Source organism: Kitasatospora sp. NPDC094028, assembly GCF_049543595.1.
GTDB lineage: Bacteria > Actinomycetota > Actinomycetes > Streptomycetales > Streptomycetaceae > Kitasatospora.
Map to the genome: position 1 here is coordinate 1 of NZ_JBMVFA010000065.1, position 14,776 is coordinate 14,776.

Genomic DNA, 14,776 nt, shown 5'->3' on the forward strand with positions numbered 1-14,776 from the left:
TGTGGACTTCTCCAACAGGCGAAGCTCCCAGGGGCCGGTATTCACATCAAATTCCTTGCCGAAGCCAACCCATTTCCCGGCCATCCGCCGCCCGGTGGGATCAACCAGTAGTTGAATCGCCCCGTGATACCTCGCGCCTTGGTAGTAGCCGTCCTGTGCGGTTTGCTCGACCCACGTTCCGGTCACGATGTTCCGATCCGTGGTCAGGTCGAACGAGAGTGGCGAGTCCGGGTTGGACGACGCGCTGGGGAGCGATCGCCCAGTGATTCGGTTTCCGTGCTGCGTCAACACGACGTGATGAAGGCCGGTGAACGTGCCGTCCCGGCTGCTGCTGTAGAACTCGTACCGGCTCAGCCACACCCCGGAGTAGTCCTCGCCTATCGGAGCGGGTGCCGCCTGCACCGGGACTCCCGGCTCGCTGCTGGCCATATCGTGTCCTCCTGTGCCATCCAGGGTCACCCCGGACGGTAGCTGCGCCGACTCGAAGCCGAGGCGGTCGACGGGGAGCTTCGTGACGGCCTCAAGGGCACGAACGTACACCGGTCGAGGGGCCCGTACCTCCCCGGATTCCCAGCGCTGAACAAGCCGCTTGCTCGCTTCGTTGGGCTCCCCTTGCTCCGTCCCCGCCGCGCGCAGGCGCTTCGCAAACTCGTCTTGGCTCAGGCGCAGGCGAAGGCGCACGGCCCGCAGAGTCTCGTTCGGCGTCGTCATGGGTCCAAGGTACGTCCAAACGTCATCCAGCGACGCCGAAATGACGCCTTGTCAGGACGCCTGAGAGACGCCTTCCCGTCGTCGCAACGGCTCGGGCGGACAGGACACGATCAGGGGGTCAGCAGTCGGAGCGACGCATGACCAGAGGTGGCCAGCCGTGCCAAAGACGTACGAGGAGTACAAGGCCGAGCAGCGCAAGCGGCTTGCAGCGGGCAACCCTCTGGACGAGTACGACCCCGAAACCAGCGCCCGAGTCGGCAGGCACCCGGCGAATGGCTGGCCGCCGTGCACATGCGCCAACTGCACCGCGAAGGCCGCGTGATGGACCCGCATGCAGCCCCGGTGTTCGGTGCGGCCCGGCCCCACTGACTCAAGACTCCCGCTCCGGCCGTCATCCCTGGCAGGCAGCCGACCGAAGCGGGCTCCGCAACACCGCACGATCCGAACGCCGACTGGCGGTCCGGTCCGACACGATGTGAGGAGTCACCAGTATGAGCACACCGGCCGAACGCCCGCCGGGCGACACCGGCCCCCGTGTCCGCACGCTGCTCGCCCCCGGTCAGTTCGACGGGGTCGTGTACACCGTGCTGGACAACAACCCCGGCATGGCAGCCGAGTTGGCCGAGCGCATCGTCACCGAAGCGCTCAAGTTCGTGGCCGCCGCCCGCACGTTCCCCACCGTGCGAATCACCCCGTCCAACGTGGTGGACGAGGGGTGGCACGCGCTCATCCTGCACACCCGCGTGTACGCCGAGCTGTGCGACAGGCTCGGAGGGTTCGTCCACCACTATCCGGAGCGTTCCGACCCGGAACGCCACGACGCCGACGCCCTCGCTCGAACCGTTGCGCTCATCGAGGAGGCCGGATACACGCCCGACCGCGAGCTGTGGATCGGCCGGCCGCGGGAGCTGGTTGCCGTGGCCGCGCAGTGCTCGCACACCCCCGTGCCCGGCGGATGCGGACCGATCAACCCCGGGGCGTGCGCATCACACTGCAACGGTGGCGGCGGGGGTGGGGGCGGCGAAGCCCACTAACGTGAGCCCACCAACACGGAAGGGCGGGACGCATGGACGAGAACGAAGCCCAGCGGGTGGCCAACACGCTCCGTCGCCTGGGTGTTCGGGGAATCGTCTCCCCGGAAGACCTGGGCAACCCGGATGGGCAATGGCGGGTGTACGACAGTGCCGACCCCGACATCCGGCGGGACATCACCGATGAGGTACTAGCGATCACCAGGGGTAGTTTCCGCAAGACCGGTCCGGCGCGAGGATTCGTCGTCCCCATCCCCCGCTGATCAACACCCCCGAAACTGCCCCGTCCGGGTTCGCCTGGGCGGGGCTACTCCTTTGTTCGATCCTTCACGTAGCCGCCGCGCCGGGGCACCGTGAAGGCGTACCCCTCGCGCCTGAGGCAGGCGATTGCATTCCGGGCTGTGTTCCGGGCGACGCCGTACCGCTGGACAGCACGGGCACCTGGCGATCCCCGCTACGGCGAAGCCGGACGACTACGCGGTGGGCGCGTGGATGCGCCACGGCGCAAGGCCGACAACCTGACCGACGCCCGGGCCGCCAAGCTCGACGCCCTGGACGAGCCGTGGCGCCTGGAACCGGACTGGAGCCGCTCCTACCGTCGCCTGCTCGCCTACCCCGCCGCCGTACGGCGCCCCAGCCGAGCGCGGCCAAAGGTCCACGCGCCCAGACCTGCCAGCAGGGCCGCCCCGACTCCGTAGACCGGCAGCCACAGGGTGGTCGTGGATGCCAGGCCGCCCCCGACTCGCTCGCCGCTACCCGTCAACTGCCGGCGGAATATCCGAATTGATGCGCACCAGGCGACTCCACCACGTACACGCCGGCCCTCCCGGCCGAGCACCCGGTCGGCACGTTCCGGTACCACGACAGCGTGGTCGTGTCGCACGTCTGGTCGAGAAGCGCACCAAGGCAGACATCGCACCAAGAGTCGAATTCGGAGAGCGGCGATCGATAGGCCCCACCTGCGGGGACGTACTCCGCTCCCTTCATCCATAACGAATCGGGCAGCAGAATAACGAAGAACCCTTCACTTATTGACGTCCATGGCAGGTAGCGCTTTAATCCCTCCTCTGCCGCACTGCCGCGGCGCAGCTCAGGAGGCACTACCCATCATGAACAGACCAATTCGTCGAGTGGCCAACGGCTCGGTTGTCCTGTCGTTGGCGCTCGCCCTCGCGGCATGCGGACAGACCGACGCGTCCCAGAAACCCCAGGCCGCCGGGAACGACCAGGCCATCGGTCTGCTGCTGCCGGAGAACTCCTCCTCGACCCGGTACGAGACGTTCGACGCACCGCTGATCACGGCAGGGGTGGCGGGCCTCTGCCCCAAATGCACGGTCGACTACGTCAATGCGAACGGCAGTGAAGCCACCCAGAAGAAGCAGTTCGACGACCTGCTGGCCAAGGGCGTCAAGGTCATCCTGCTCGACCCGGTCAATTCCAAGAGCACCGGCCCGTGGATAGAGGCCGCCGCCGCCAAGGGCGTGAAGGTCGTCTCCTACGACCGGCTGGCCGAGGGCAAGGTCGCCGCGTACGTCTCCTTCGACAACAAGCGCACCGGTGAGCTCCAGGGGCAGGCCCTGCTCGACGCGCTCGGCCCGAAGGCCGCCACCGCCAACGTGGTGATGATCAACGGTGCCGAATCCGACCCCAACGCCGGGATGTTCAAGGCGGGTGCGCACGAGGTGCTGGACGGGAAGGTCAAGAAGATCGCCTATGAGCAGTCCGGCGAGTGGAAGTCGGACGTGGCCGCGGCGAAGATGGACGAGGCCATCCGCAGCCTGGGCAAGGACGGCATCCAGGCCGTCTACTCGGGCAACGACGGCATGGCCGGCTCGATCATCGACACCCTGAAGGCGGCAGGCCTCAAGAACGTGCCCGTCGGCGGCCAGGACGCGTCCATCGAGGCGGTGCGCCGGGTGCTCGCGGGCGACCAGGCCTTCACCATCTACAAGCCCTACAAGCCCGAGACCGACGCGGCGGCGAGCATCGCCGTCCAGCTGGTCGAAGGCCTCGACATCAGCTCGGGGGCGAGCTCGGTCACCGACAGCGGCGGGCAGCACATCCCCTCGGTGCTGCTCACGCCGATCGTGGTGACCAAGTCGAAGGTCGCGACCACCGTGGTCGCCGGAGGCCTCTACAAGGCATCCGACATCTGCACGCCGCAGTACGCGGAGGCCTGCGCCGCGGCCGGCGTCAAGTAACGTCCGGAGATCCCCGGGGCCGTTCCGCGTGGTGCGCCTTCGCCCCGGACGGGCGGCGCGTCGGCCGCGAGGCGACCTGCCCGAGGCCGGCAGGGACCCGCTGAAAGTCCTGTCACTCCTGCCCTGGCCGTGTCGAGCCCGGTGTCCACCGACGGACCCCGGGGGAGCGGCCGGGCGGGAGGACCGGACCGCATCTTGTGCCGGGTGACCGGCCGACGACGTGGGGTTCGGCCGCCGGCGCGGTCGGCGAAGGGCTGTGCGGGCAAGTAATCCGCCGGTGCAGAACGATTTCTGACCGAGTTTCGGGCGTGAATGTAGACGCCGTGCCTCTCCTGTCCAATTCCCCGCGCCCGGGAATTTCCTGCGGCGAGCCGGAAGCGCCCCAAGCGGACCGTGGCGGCGATCGGCTTCGCAAGCGGAGCGAGGTGAAAATTTTTGCAAAATGCGCTACTGATCCGTAGTGGTCGCAGCCGGTATGGCCCCTGCGTGACCCGGCGCCGCCCGGTCGATTTCCCGGCGAAGATCAATGCGACGCCCCCGGCAAAGTAACAATTGACTCTCGGGGTCTGTCCGAAATTCCACCCGGGCCCTACGCTGCGGCGCGTGTCGATATTCCGAAGGCTCCGCGCTTCCGGTCCGCGCGTGCGGCCGGAACTCGATGACGTCCAACTCGGCCGCCTGCGGCGGCAATTGAATTCCGCCGGGCGGCTGGGCCCGGACAACATCCAGATCGACCAGGTCGAGCGGCTGCTCCAGGAGGCCGGTACGGACTGGGACCGCCGTGCGCACCGCTTCGCCGTGCTCGCCGAGGCCGCCGCGCCCTCGACGCTCGCCCGATCCTGGCGGCTGCGTCGCCAGCGCGGCGCGGACCCGCTGGTCTTCGAGGCGTGGGTGGAACTGCTCCGGGGCCGGCACGCCGGGCGAATGGAGGACGCCCGTGCGGCCGCCGAGCTCTGCTACCAGGCCGCCGACGCCCGCCCCGAGGACCCCGAACCCTGGGTGGTGCTGCTCGGGATCCTGCGCCTGATGCGCGCCGAGTCGCACGAGCTGTTCGCCGTCTGGACCGAAGTGACCTCGCGCGACCCGTGGAACCGCGAGGCCTATCTGCAGATGCTGCGCTACCTGTCGCCGGAGGAGTGCGGCTCGCGCAGCAGCCAGCTGGACTTCGTCGACACGCTTCGGGCCTCGATGCCGCCGAGCGCGCCGGCCGTGGGCGTGGAGCTGACCGCCGTGGTCGACGAATACGCCCGCACGATCGCCAAGGGCGGAGTCGAGGCGCTGCTGGCCCGCCGCCTGTGGACACAGAACCGGACCACCAGCGTGCTGGACACCGCACTGGCCACCTGGCCCCGGCAAGGCCATCTGCGCCACGCGGCGGCCCTGGCCGACCTCAACCTGCTCGCCTACGCCCTGGTCCAGGCCGGCCGCGTGCGCGAGAGCGGCGCCACCTTCCACCTGATCGGCGACACCGTCACAGCCTGGCCGTGGGCGCTCGACGACGATCCGGTCCAGCGGTTCGAGTACTGGCAGGCCAAGGCCCTGGCCTGAGAGCACGTGCGCGGACGTGATCCGACGCGCACGGTGCTGCTTGCCGGACTCCGGCGAGCGCCCCCGCGTCCGGGGCCACCGGAACGCCGTGCCGGTGAGCGGCACCGAGGTGAGTGGCACCGAGGTGAGTGGCACCGAGGCGAGCGGCATGACTCCGGCGGCATCGACGGCACCCGCTGTCCGTGACCAGTGAACCCAGCTGCATGATGATCCGCATGAAGAATGCACGGGTGGAGCTCTCCGCGGATCGCGCGGACCTCTACGAGCCGCTGATGAGGTCCGCCCTCTTCCAGGGCGAGTACGAGGCGGCGATCAGGCTGGTCTTCCGGGTCGAGGCGCTGTGGGACTGGCTGATGCGGTGGGGGTGCATCAAGCACGTCCCGATGGAGCAGTACGACATCCTGGAAGTCGACTTCGTCAAGGCGCTCGGGCTCGACCGGGCGGTGGATCGCGGCCACGGAACCGCCGCGGCCGAACTGGGCGAGTCCGCCTCCTCGGTCCTGACGGTGGCGGCGAGTCTGGCCGGCAAGGACGGGAAGGCGCTGCGGTACGTCCTCTACCGCCTGGATCCGGACGACGTGCGGCACGTCGCCGAGGCGATCATGCACAGTGCGGGCTTCCTGGACGCAACGGCGGACCTCTGGGGCGGTGAACCCGAGGACGGTCCCCGCGGGTGGGGACCGCACAGCACCGCCAGGGAAAAGCGCTGGTACGAGGACACGTGGCCGGCGGCTGCCCCCGACACTCCGCCGTCATCGACGAGCATCGACTGTTCGAACCGCGTTGAGACCCCGGTCACTCCTCAAGACACGGTGTGAGGAGGGCCGCCGATCTCACCGTGAGCAGCAGCGGGGTGCCCGGCGCTCAGGCACTCACCGATGTCTCCACCACTGCGAGCGGCCCGGGCGACACCGCACTCCGAGCGACATCGTCCCAGGTCAGCGATATCCGTTGTTTTCGCGGCCGTTGCTACGGCGACCCCTGGGCGGGAGTGGTCCGAGCTCACGCCCCAGTGGTCTCACAGCGATGAACGCCTGGCGCCGTTCGTCGGCCAGGACTGTGCGAGGTCACGCTCCTCCTGCGGATCTGACCAGGCGTCATATGGCCGCGGGGGTGCGAGACGGGCGTTGTTGCGGCGCGCTGCTGCACCGGCCTGGCCGGTCCGCCGGCCCCGGTTGCCGGGTTCCCACCACCCTCTCAATCCAATTGCGCCAGGCCCTCGGTGGCGATCCGCTCGAACACGGTGGGGTCGGCCGCGAAGGGCGAGTCCAGGACGGGCCAGTGCACGACCAGTTCGGTGATCCCCAACTCCCGGTACGTACCCGCCCATTGGACGAAGGCGTCGAGTGATGCGAGCGGGCGTTCGCGGGTGAAGCCCTGGAGGATGGTCCGCCGAGCGCCACCCCCGGACGATGGTCGGCGTCACCGCCCCGGACGCGACCGGCAAGCACAAGCTCCTGATGGTCACCGTGGACGGCCGCGACGCGGACACCAGCATCGGCATGTCCATCCTGGAGACGGCCCAGCTGATGAAGGCGCTGGGCGCCCAGCAGGCCCTCTCGATGGGCTGCGGCGGCGACACCGCGATGTTCATCAACGGGACCCTCTGCAACAACCCACATGAACGGCTGGGGCACCCCGGACCAGCGCAACCCCTACGAGCGGCACCTCGCCAACGCCCTGGTGGCGCTGCCCAAGAAGTAACCTGACGGCCCCGCAGCACCGGCCGCCGGACGGGGCCGCGGACGAGTACGACGGCGCCGGGCGCGGTGCTGCGCCCGCGCCGTCGAGGTCGGGCCGGGCGGTGTCAGGTGGTGAAGGTCTGGTGGCCGAGGACGCGGAGGAATTCCAGGCGTTCGGCTGCGTCGGTGCCGGGCTGGGGTCGGTAGAGGAAGAGGCGGTTGCCGGTGGTGGGGCTGAGGACGACGTCGCATTGCAGGTCGAGGCGGCCGACGTGCGGGTGGAGGAGGGTCTTGCGGGCGGAGCGGACGGTGGCGACCTCGCCCCGTTCCCAGATGACGGAGAACTCCTCGCTGCGTTCGAGCAGGTCGTTGACGAGGTGCTCGCCCGCCAGGTGGGGGCCGTGGCGGAAGACGGCGGCGCGTAGGTCCGCCACGATGACGCGGCCGAGCGCCTCGTGGTCTTCATCGGGATAGAGCCGGCGGCCTTCGGGGCGGGTGAACCAGAGCCAGGCACCGTTGCCCTCCCGGCCCGGGCGGTTGGCCAGCGGTCCCAGGAGGGCGACGGCCGCGGCGTTCTGCACGATCACCGTGCCCAGCTCGTCGACGATCTGCGCGGGGGTCTCGGTGAGAGCGTCGACGATGTGCATGAGGCCCGGGTCGGCATAACCGTCGGTGGCGTGGTGCTGCGGGGGCTGGTAGCCGGCGACGGCGTACAGGTGGTCGCGTTCGTCGGTGGACAGGCGCAGGGCTCGGGCGAGGGAGCCGATCAGACCTTCGGAGGGGTTGACTCCGCGTGCCTGTTCGAGGCGTTCGTAGTAGTCGGTGGAGATGTTCGCCAGCATGGCCACTTCCTCACGGCGCAGGCCGGGGGTGCGGCGCCGTCCACCGGGGACGAGGCCGACGTCAGCAGGGCGCAGGGCCTCGCGGCGGGCGCGCAGGAAGCGGCCCAGCTCTCCGTGGTCGGTCATGATCGGTGCTCCCTGGCGGTGTGGCGGGGGCTGCGGAGCAGGCCGGGGGTGGTCTCGCAGGCGTTGACAGGACCAGCATGGTTCCTCGGCACCCCGTTATCCACGCACTGCCAGACCGGTGATGAACACACCGTGGATAGCTCCTCCGGCGTGCCGCAGGCTGAAGACAGCCGCCGGGAGATCTCCTCCCGGGCCGGCGTTTTCGCACGTAGACGGCGTTTGCCGCCGTCGAGCACTGCTGAGGAGCCTCATCCCATGGCCAAGTGGACCAGCGCCCGCATCCCCGACCAGAAGGGCCGCACGGCCGTCGTGACCGGGGCCAACAGCGGCCTGGGCTTCGAGACGGCCCGCGAGTTGGCCCGTCACGGGGCCCACGTCGTGATGACCGCCCGTGACCGTACCCGCGGTGACGCCGCCGTGGCGCGGCTCGTGGCCGAGCAGCCGCAGGCGAGCGTCGAGCTGCGTCTGCTGGACCTGTCCGATCTGGACTCGGTGGCCGCCTTCGCACAGAAGCTGCTGGACGACGGCCTGCCGGTGGACGTCCTGGTGAACAACGCGGGCGTCATGTGGCCCCCGCACCGGCTCACACGGCAGGGCTACGAGCTGCAGTTCGCCACCAACCACCTCGGCCACTTCGCACTCACCGGCCTGCTGCTGGACCGGCTGGAGACGTCCGCCGCCCAGGGGCGTGACGCCCGCGTGGTGACGGTCAGCTCCGTCGAGCACCGCGGCGGCACCGTCTTCTTCGACGACCTGCACGGCGAACGCGACTACGCCCCGCGCGCCTACTACTCCCAGTCCAAGCTCGCCAACGCCCTGTTCGGCCTGGAACTCGACCGGCGCCTGCGCGCGGCGGGATCCACCGTGGCCAGCGTCCTGGCGCATCCGGGCTACGCCAGCACCAACCTGCAGTCCAGCGGCCCGACCGGCTTCCTGCGGTTCTTCTTCTCGAAGATCGCCAATCCGCTGATGGCCCAGCCCGTGGAGAAGGGCGCCTGGAACCAGCTGTACGCGGCCACCGCCCCCGGCGTGAAGGGCGGCCAGTTCATCGGCCCGGACGGCCTGGGCGAGTACCGGGGCCACCCCACCGTCGTCCGGCCCGACAAGGCCGCCCAGGACCCGGGGGTCGCCCGACGCCTGTGGTCGGTCTCGGAGCAGCTCACCCGGGTCCGGTACCCCTTCCACTGACCACCGGTGGGCGCTGCCGCGTCCATCGACGACGACATCCGGAAGGCGAAACAGATGACCACGGACAAGCCGGCCGGCCGTATCCAAGGGCATCAGCACCGCCCAGCTCGCCCTTGCCTGGCCGCCCCCCTTCGACGGTGGTTCGCGCTTGTCCCGGTCCAGGTTCCAGCGGCCGCCGACCGGGCTGCCGTCCGGTTCCAGCAGGAGGTGCTCCTGGAGGTGTGGCCGGGGCCCCGCCGCCCGGAACCCGCCGCAAAGCCGGCCCGGGCGCCCGGGCACCGCGCCGGCCCGCCGCCCGGACGGTCGACGTCTTCGCATCGGCACCGGCCCCGCTGTCGCGCCCCCGCAACCGCAGCCGCGGCCCGCTGCCGGGACCGTATGCGGCATCAATACTGACGCTCCGTCACCCGGGCGGGTGAATCCAGGACTTTGCGGGGCAGCCGGGCAAGCCGGTGGCCCCACCGCCCCGAAGGCATCGCGTACCAGCCCGCGGACCGCGGGCTCCGGCCTGAGACGGGAGCACGATGGCCACCGAGCACATCGACACCCGGCTGCTCGAAGACCTGACCGAGCAGTCGCAGGACCTGAACAGCGACGCGTTGCGGATCACCCGCGGCGCGCTGATCGACTTCGGGCAGGCGGTCGAGCCCGTGCAGCGCCGCTGGTGGCAGCGCGGCGGCCTGATCGCCGGAGCGGCCGCCACGGCCGCCCTCCTCGGCGGCAGCCGGGCGTTCGCCGACAGCCCCTCGCCGTCCGGGTCCACGGCGGACGACATCATGGCGCTGCAGACCGCCGCCTCCCTCGAGAACCTGGCCGTGTCGGTCTACCGGACCGCCGCCGGGCTGCCGTTCATCAAGGACGGCAACAAGACGGTGGCCGCGTTCATCGCCAAGACCACCCAGCAGCACCAGGCCCATGCCAAGGCGTTCAACGCCGCCGCCACCCAGGCCGGCGGGCAGGCGCAGAACAACCCGGACCCGAAGTACAAGGCCGTCGTCGACCAGGCGCTGCCGACCGTCAAGGGCCCAGCGGACGTGGTGAAGCTGGCCATCGCCCTGGAGGACGTGGCCGCGCAGACGTACACCAAGAACGTCTCCCAGGTCACCGACGCCCAGTTGCGCAAGCTCTTCGCCTCCGTCGCTCCGGTCGAGGCCCAGCACCGCGCCACCCTGCTGGCCGTGCAGGCGCTGCTGGCCGGTAACGCGGCCGACCTGATCACCATCCCGGTCGACCCGTCCAAGCTGCCCGCCGCCGCGGGCGGCGTCGGCTTCCCCGACGCCTTCTACAAGACCGACAACGCCTCCCCGATCAGCGAAGGGGCCGTCACGTGACGACCGGTACCAAGGGCGGCTGGGAGCTGCCGATCAGCGAGGGCGAACTGACCGGCCTCACCCGCGAGATGCACCAGGCGCACCAGGAGACGCTGCCCGCCATGCGGGCCAGCGCGCGGGACCTGACCGAGGAGATCCGCGCCCGTCAGACCGGTGAGCCGCGCGACGCCGGTCGGCGGCGGTTCCTGCTCGGGGCGGGCGGCGCCGGCGCCGCCTTGGTCCTCGCGGCCTGCTCCAGCGGCAAGTCCTCCAGTTCCCCGAGCACCTCCGCCGGCGCGTCGATGCCGGCCTCCGGCTCGGCGTCCGGGACGTACACCGGCGACCTGAAGGTCGTGGCGCTGGCCACCGCGTTGGAGAACCAGGCGGTGGGCGCCTACCAGGCCGCCCTCGACGCCGCCAAGAACGGCAAACTGGGCACCGTCCCGCCCGCGGTCGCCACCTTCATCACCACCGCGCAGACCCAGCACGCCGAGCACGCCAAGGCCTGGAACGCGGTCCTGACCGGCGCGGGCAAGCCCGCGATCACCAACGTGCCGCTGTCCAACCAGCCGGCCACCCTCCAAGCCCTGAACGCCGCCACCGACGTGGGCACGGTCGCCAAACTCGCCCTGTCACTGGAGGACCAGGCCGCACAGACCTACCTGTTCGCGACCCACAACGTCACCAGCCCCGGCGGCATCGCCACCGCCGCCACCATCGCCCCCGTCGAGGCCATGCACGCCGCGATCCTCAACTACGTCCTCGGCCAGTACCCGGTCCCGGACGACTTCCTGCCCACCGACAAGGCCGCCGGCCCCACCCTGCTCACCGTCTGAACAACCCCCAGACCGGTGCGTGCCCGGGCGCGAAACGTCGACCCCCCGCGCCCGGGCACGCACCCCCACCCGCTTCCTGAACGGACATACGCCGTGACCGCCGTACGCCCGCGCTGCGCCCTGGCCGGCGCGCTGCTGACCATCACCCTGGGCGCCTGCTCGTCCAGCCCCTCCGCCTCCACCGCCACGACCGGCCCCAGCAGCTCCAGCGGCGCCGCGTCCGGCAGCCGGATCACCATCAAGAACTTCCAGTTCCAGCCGGCCGCCCTCACCGTCCACCCCGGCCAGAGCGTGACGGTGGTGAACGAGGACTCCACCGCCCACACCGTCACCGCCGACGACACGTCCTTCGGGCGACTATCTGGCGCACCCCGCGGACCCCGGACACCACCTGCACCATCCGCGGCGGCGAAGTCACCGAGCACCACTGGTCGTAGCGGCGCACCGCCACGATCGCGCCGGCACCAACCCCGCGCTCGTCCCGCCGGGCCCGCCAAGCTCAGCGGAAGTCGTCGGCGTGGTCGACGGCCCACTGGGCGTACTTGCGCGCCGGCGTGCCGGTGATCTTTTCGGTGATGACGGAGGTCAGGGCCGGGACGCCGTCGGCAGCGGCCCACTGACTCACGATCGCCTCGGCCACGACCGGATGCATTGTTCTGCCCACGTCCGTGCGAGCCTGCTCGTCGGAGACGTGTTCGACCCGGATGCGGCGGCCGAGGGCCTCGCCGATGTACTCGACCTGCCGTTGCAGGGTCAGGGACTCGGCTCCGTAGACGGTGTAGGCCTGGTGCGAGTGACCCGGTTCGGTCAGGGCGGTCACCGCAAGCGCCGCGATGTCCTTCTCGTGCACCGGTGCCGACTGTGCGAGCGGATAGGGGAGACGGACGACGTTGTCCGTGCGGATCGATTCGGCCCACCAGGTGCGGGTGTTGATCGCGAACGTCCCCGGCCTGACGAACGTCCAGTCCATGCCGGACCGTTGGACGGCCTGCTCGATCGTGCGGTTCAGGCGGGGGACCGGGTGGTCGGCGTCGTGGTTCACGACCGACACCGACGAGAGCAGGACCACCTGCCGGATCCCCGCGGCTGTGGCCGCCGCGGCGACCGTCCCGATGTCGTAGGGCTTCCGGGGGTCGAGCATTCCGTACAGGAACATCTTGTCGGCGCCGTCGAGCGCTGCGGGCAGCGTCTCGGGGCGGTCCAGGTCGGCGGTGACGGCTTCCCACCCGGGCGTCGGGCCCGAGGCCGGGGTCCTGCTGACTGCTCTGACCTGCTCACCGGCGGCCAGCAGGCCATCGGCCACGTGACGAGCGACGTTACCGCGAGCGCCGAAGACGACTGCCACCATGATGGGGGCCTCCTGTCGGGTGTGGACCTGTTGGTCGTGGACGTGGACGGCCGTACGGCGGCGATGCCGAGTGGCTGGGGTGTGAGGGGTCTGCCGCTTACGGCGCGAGCGCCGTAAGCGGGCCCTCCGGGCGCTGCTCAAGGCCGGATGTTCTCCAGGTCCTCCAGGAGGCCGAGGTGCTTCGGCTCCCAGCCGAGGGTCTGCCGGGTGCGGGTGCTGGACGAGGGCTGGTCGTTCGCGAAGATCGGGCCGAGAGGGCCGTACGTCTGCGGTGGCACCGACTCGACCGGCAGGCCCAGCCGTCGGCCGATGACCACGGCGATGTCATGCACCTGGTTTCCCTCGTCGGCCACGGCGTGCCAGGAGGTGCCGGCTTCCGCCTGTTCCAGCGCGAGCCGGAAGAGGACTGCCGCGTCGAGCGCGTGCACGGCCGGCCAGCGCTGTGTGCCGTCGCCCGGGTAGCCGGACACCCCGGTCCGGCGTGCGATGTCGGTCAGCAGGCCGGCGAACCCGCCCGCGCCCTGGTTGTGGACCGTGCGCGGCAGGCGTACGGCCGTGCTCCGGACCCCGCGCGAGGCCAGGCCCAGGGCCGCCGTGACGGCGCGGCCACGACCACCGACCGGCCCGTCGGTCGGCAGCGGGTCGGCCTCGGTGGAGGCGCGGCCCGGCACATGGGGCGTACCCGAGCAGGTGACCAAGGGCCGGTCGCTGCCGACGAGTTCCTCGCCGAGGGTCGCGAGGGCGGCACTCTCCTCCGCGACCGCCTTGGCGACGGCGTCGGGGCTGCTGAAATCGTTGGCGAATGCCAGGTGGATCACCCCGTCGGCCTGAGCGGCGCCGGAACGAAGGACGTCCAGATCGGCGAGAGCTCCCCGGAGGGGCTCGGCGCCGGCCGCCTCGGCGGCCAGCGCCGAGGCGTCGGAACGGGCGAGCGCGAGGACGCTGTGGCCATTGCCGAGCAGTTCGGCGACGACGGCGGAACCGATCAGACCAGTGCCACCCGTGACAAAGACGTGCATGGGGCCCTCCTCCAAGTGATGGGACTCTTGTCTCATCACTCTAGCAGGGTGATGGGACAAGAGTCCCATCACGTATGATGGGGCCATGTCTCGATGGGAACCAGGCGCACGCGAACGCCTCGTCGTGGCCGCAGTCGACCTGTTCACCGAGCAGGGCTACGACGCCACGACGGTCGCTCAGATCGCCGAGCGCGCCGGGGTCACCAAAAGCACCTTCTTCCGGTACTTCCCTGACAAGCGAGAGCTGCTGGTGGCCGGACAGGAGACGCTGAGCCTGCTGCTGACCGACGGGATCGCCGAGGCGCCCGATGACGCCAGCCCGCTCGAGGCGGTCGCTGCCGGACTTGAGCGCGCGTCGAGCGCGATGGGCCCCATGAATCGCGAGCTCGCCCCGCGCCTGAAGGCCGCCGTCGCCGCCAGTGTCGAGCTTCAGGAGCGTGACGCCCTCAAGACCGTCAGCCTCGCGGCCGCGATGACGACCGCCCTGGTCGCCCGCGGCCTGTCCGACCCGGCCGCGGCCCTCGCGAGCGAACTGGGCGTCCTGGCCTTCAAGCGCGGGTTCGCCGAATGGTCCGAGGGCGACCGTGACGGCGAGGACAAGCTCACCGGGTACGTCCTGGCCGCCCTGGACGAGTTGCGTACGGTGAGTGCGTCGCTGGGCTGAGCGGACAGATCGTCCCGCTCACCGGCTTCCGGCCCCACGCGGGCGACCGGGAGCAGGACGCCCCGCAGGGCCGAGGTATGGCAGGTGCCCATGTCTGTTCGTCCATCGGCTCGTTGAGTAGGCCGCGGGGAAGAGACCGCCGTGGTCGGTGTCGGACGACCTGTGGGATCGGATCGAGCCGCTGCTGCCGGTGCGGCAGCAGTGGCTTCGCGAGATCGGCCCGCCCGCCGTTGGACGACCGGGGCTGCTTGCAGGGGATCCCTGTTCGTG

General features: G+C 70.5%; 15 protein-coding genes and 2 pseudogenes. 12 read left to right on the top strand and 5 right to left on the bottom strand.

Annotated features, from left to right (window positions below):
- A partial coding sequence (locus ACPC54_RS41155; RefSeq protein ID WP_498972750.1) for a helix-turn-helix domain-containing protein occupies positions 1-711 on the bottom strand: 711 nt, incomplete at its 3' end.
- A gap of 491 nt (positions 712-1,202) precedes the next feature.
- On the opposite strand from ACPC54_RS41155, the gene ACPC54_RS41160 reads away from it, so the two are divergent.
- The 6 genes from ACPC54_RS41160 to ACPC54_RS41185 all read left to right on the top strand — a co-directional run bounded on the left by ACPC54_RS41160 (position 1,203) and on the right by ACPC54_RS41185 (position 6,309).
- A complete protein-coding gene (locus ACPC54_RS41160; protein WP_498972752.1) occupies positions 1,203-1,745 on the top strand; it encodes a glycine-rich domain-containing protein in 543 nt (180 codons plus the stop codon).
- Between the two features lie 32 nt (positions 1,746-1,777).
- Positions 1,778-2,005: a hypothetical protein gene (locus ACPC54_RS41165; protein WP_498972754.1), complete on the top strand. Its 228-nt coding sequence runs from the start codon at positions 1,778-1,780 to the stop codon at positions 2,003-2,005.
- Positions 2,006-2,230: 225 nt separating this feature from the next.
- Positions 2,231-2,440 (top strand): hypothetical protein, encoded by a 210-nt coding sequence (locus ACPC54_RS41170; protein ID WP_498972756.1) that lies wholly within the window; start codon positions 2,231-2,233, stop codon positions 2,438-2,440.
- A gap of 411 nt (positions 2,441-2,851) precedes the next feature.
- Positions 2,852-3,943, top strand: a complete 1,092-nt coding sequence (locus ACPC54_RS41175) for a sugar ABC transporter substrate-binding protein (RefSeq protein ID WP_498972757.1) — start codon at positions 2,852-2,854, stop codon at positions 3,941-3,943.
- A 642-nt stretch (positions 3,944-4,585) separates the two neighbouring features.
- Positions 4,586-5,491: a hypothetical protein gene (locus ACPC54_RS41180; protein ID WP_498972760.1), complete on the top strand. Its 906-nt coding sequence runs from the start codon at positions 4,586-4,588 to the stop codon at positions 5,489-5,491.
- A gap of 215 nt (positions 5,492-5,706) precedes the next feature.
- Positions 5,707-6,309 carry a hypothetical protein gene (locus ACPC54_RS41185; RefSeq protein WP_498972762.1) on the top strand — a complete coding sequence of 201 codons (603 nt, stop codon included), beginning with the start codon at positions 5,707-5,709 and terminating at the stop codon, positions 6,307-6,309.
- 379 nt (positions 6,310-6,688) lie between these two features.
- Here ACPC54_RS41185 and ACPC54_RS41190 read toward each other — a convergent pair.
- Positions 6,689-6,877, bottom strand: a pseudogene (locus ACPC54_RS41190) (LLM class flavin-dependent oxidoreductase); the annotation flags it as partial.
- A 26-nt stretch (positions 6,878-6,903) separates the two neighbouring features.
- On the opposite strand from ACPC54_RS41190, the gene ACPC54_RS41195 reads away from it, so the two are divergent.
- Entirely contained in the window at positions 6,904-7,200 is a 297-nt protein-coding gene (locus ACPC54_RS41195) for a phosphodiester glycosidase family protein (RefSeq protein WP_498972763.1), read from the top strand.
- 98 nt (positions 7,201-7,298) lie between these two features.
- On the opposite strand, the gene ACPC54_RS41200 is transcribed toward ACPC54_RS41195, so the two are convergent.
- Complete coding sequence (locus ACPC54_RS41200; RefSeq protein ID WP_498972765.1) at positions 7,299-8,141, bottom strand: helix-turn-helix transcriptional regulator; 843 nt, start codon at positions 8,139-8,141, stop codon at positions 7,299-7,301.
- A 255-nt stretch (positions 8,142-8,396) separates the two neighbouring features.
- On the opposite strand from ACPC54_RS41200, the gene ACPC54_RS41205 reads away from it, so the two are divergent.
- The 3 genes from ACPC54_RS41205 (at position 8,397) to ACPC54_RS41215 (ending at position 11,475) form a co-directional block, all read left to right on the top strand.
- Positions 8,397-9,329, top strand: coding sequence for an oxidoreductase (locus ACPC54_RS41205; RefSeq protein ID WP_498972767.1), 933 nt, complete (start codon positions 8,397-8,399; stop codon positions 9,327-9,329).
- 524 nt (positions 9,330-9,853) lie between these two features.
- Positions 9,854-10,660 carry a ferritin-like domain-containing protein gene (locus ACPC54_RS41210; RefSeq protein ID WP_498972769.1) on the top strand — a complete coding sequence of 269 codons (807 nt, stop codon included), beginning with the start codon at positions 9,854-9,856 and terminating at the stop codon, positions 10,658-10,660.
- A complete protein-coding gene (locus tag ACPC54_RS41215; RefSeq protein ID WP_498972771.1) occupies positions 10,657-11,475 on the top strand; it encodes a ferritin-like domain-containing protein in 819 nt (272 codons plus the stop codon). Before ACPC54_RS41210 ends, ACPC54_RS41215 begins: the two co-directional genes overlap by 4 nt.
- Positions 11,476-11,974: 499 nt before the next feature.
- Here ACPC54_RS41215 and ACPC54_RS41220 read toward each other — a convergent pair whose 3' ends face one another.
- Positions 11,975-12,823, bottom strand: a complete 849-nt coding sequence (locus tag ACPC54_RS41220; protein WP_498972777.1) for an NAD(P)H-binding protein — start codon at positions 12,821-12,823, stop codon at positions 11,975-11,977.
- A gap of 137 nt (positions 12,824-12,960) precedes the next feature.
- Positions 12,961-13,842, bottom strand: coding sequence for an SDR family oxidoreductase (locus tag ACPC54_RS41225; protein ID WP_498972773.1), 882 nt, complete (start codon positions 13,840-13,842; stop codon positions 12,961-12,963).
- An 85-nt stretch (positions 13,843-13,927) separates the two neighbouring features.
- Here ACPC54_RS41225 and ACPC54_RS41230 point away from each other — a divergent pair, with 85 nt between their 5' ends.
- Both ACPC54_RS41230 and ACPC54_RS41235 read left to right on the top strand, forming a co-directional pair.
- A complete protein-coding gene (locus tag ACPC54_RS41230; RefSeq protein WP_498972775.1) occupies positions 13,928-14,506 on the top strand; it encodes a TetR/AcrR family transcriptional regulator in 579 nt (192 codons plus the stop codon).
- 148 nt (positions 14,507-14,654) lie between these two features.
- Positions 14,655-14,776 (top strand): annotated as a pseudogene (locus tag ACPC54_RS41235) (IS5/IS1182 family transposase); the annotation flags it as partial.

Coding starts and splice junctions, on each gene's coding strand:
- ACPC54_RS41195 (WP_498972763.1), top strand. CDS start 6,904: ATGGTCGGCGTCACCGCCCCGGACGCGACCGGCAAGCACAAGCTCCTG.
- ACPC54_RS41165 (WP_498972754.1), top strand. CDS start 1,778: ATGGACGAGAACGAAGCCCAGCGGGTGGCCAACACGCTCCGTCGCCTG.
- ACPC54_RS41200 (WP_498972765.1), bottom strand. CDS start 8,141: ATGACCGACCACGGAGAGCTGGGCCGCTTCCTGCGCGCCCGCCGCGAG.
- ACPC54_RS41205 (WP_498972767.1), top strand. CDS start 8,397: ATGGCCAAGTGGACCAGCGCCCGCATCCCCGACCAGAAGGGCCGCACG.
- ACPC54_RS41225 (WP_498972773.1), bottom strand. CDS start 13,842: ATGCACGTCTTTGTCACGGGTGGCACTGGTCTGATCGGTTCCGCCGTC.
- ACPC54_RS41220 (WP_498972777.1), bottom strand. CDS start 12,823: ATGGTGGCAGTCGTCTTCGGCGCTCGCGGTAACGTCGCTCGTCACGTG.
- ACPC54_RS41175 (WP_498972757.1), top strand. CDS start 2,852: ATGAACAGACCAATTCGTCGAGTGGCCAACGGCTCGGTTGTCCTGTCG.
- ACPC54_RS41210 (WP_498972769.1), top strand. CDS start 9,854: ATGGCCACCGAGCACATCGACACCCGGCTGCTCGAAGACCTGACCGAG.
- ACPC54_RS41230 (WP_498972775.1), top strand. CDS start 13,928: ATGTCTCGATGGGAACCAGGCGCACGCGAACGCCTCGTCGTGGCCGCA.
- ACPC54_RS41160 (WP_498972752.1), top strand. CDS start 1,203: ATGAGCACACCGGCCGAACGCCCGCCGGGCGACACCGGCCCCCGTGTC.
- ACPC54_RS41185 (WP_498972762.1), top strand. CDS start 5,707: ATGAAGAATGCACGGGTGGAGCTCTCCGCGGATCGCGCGGACCTCTAC.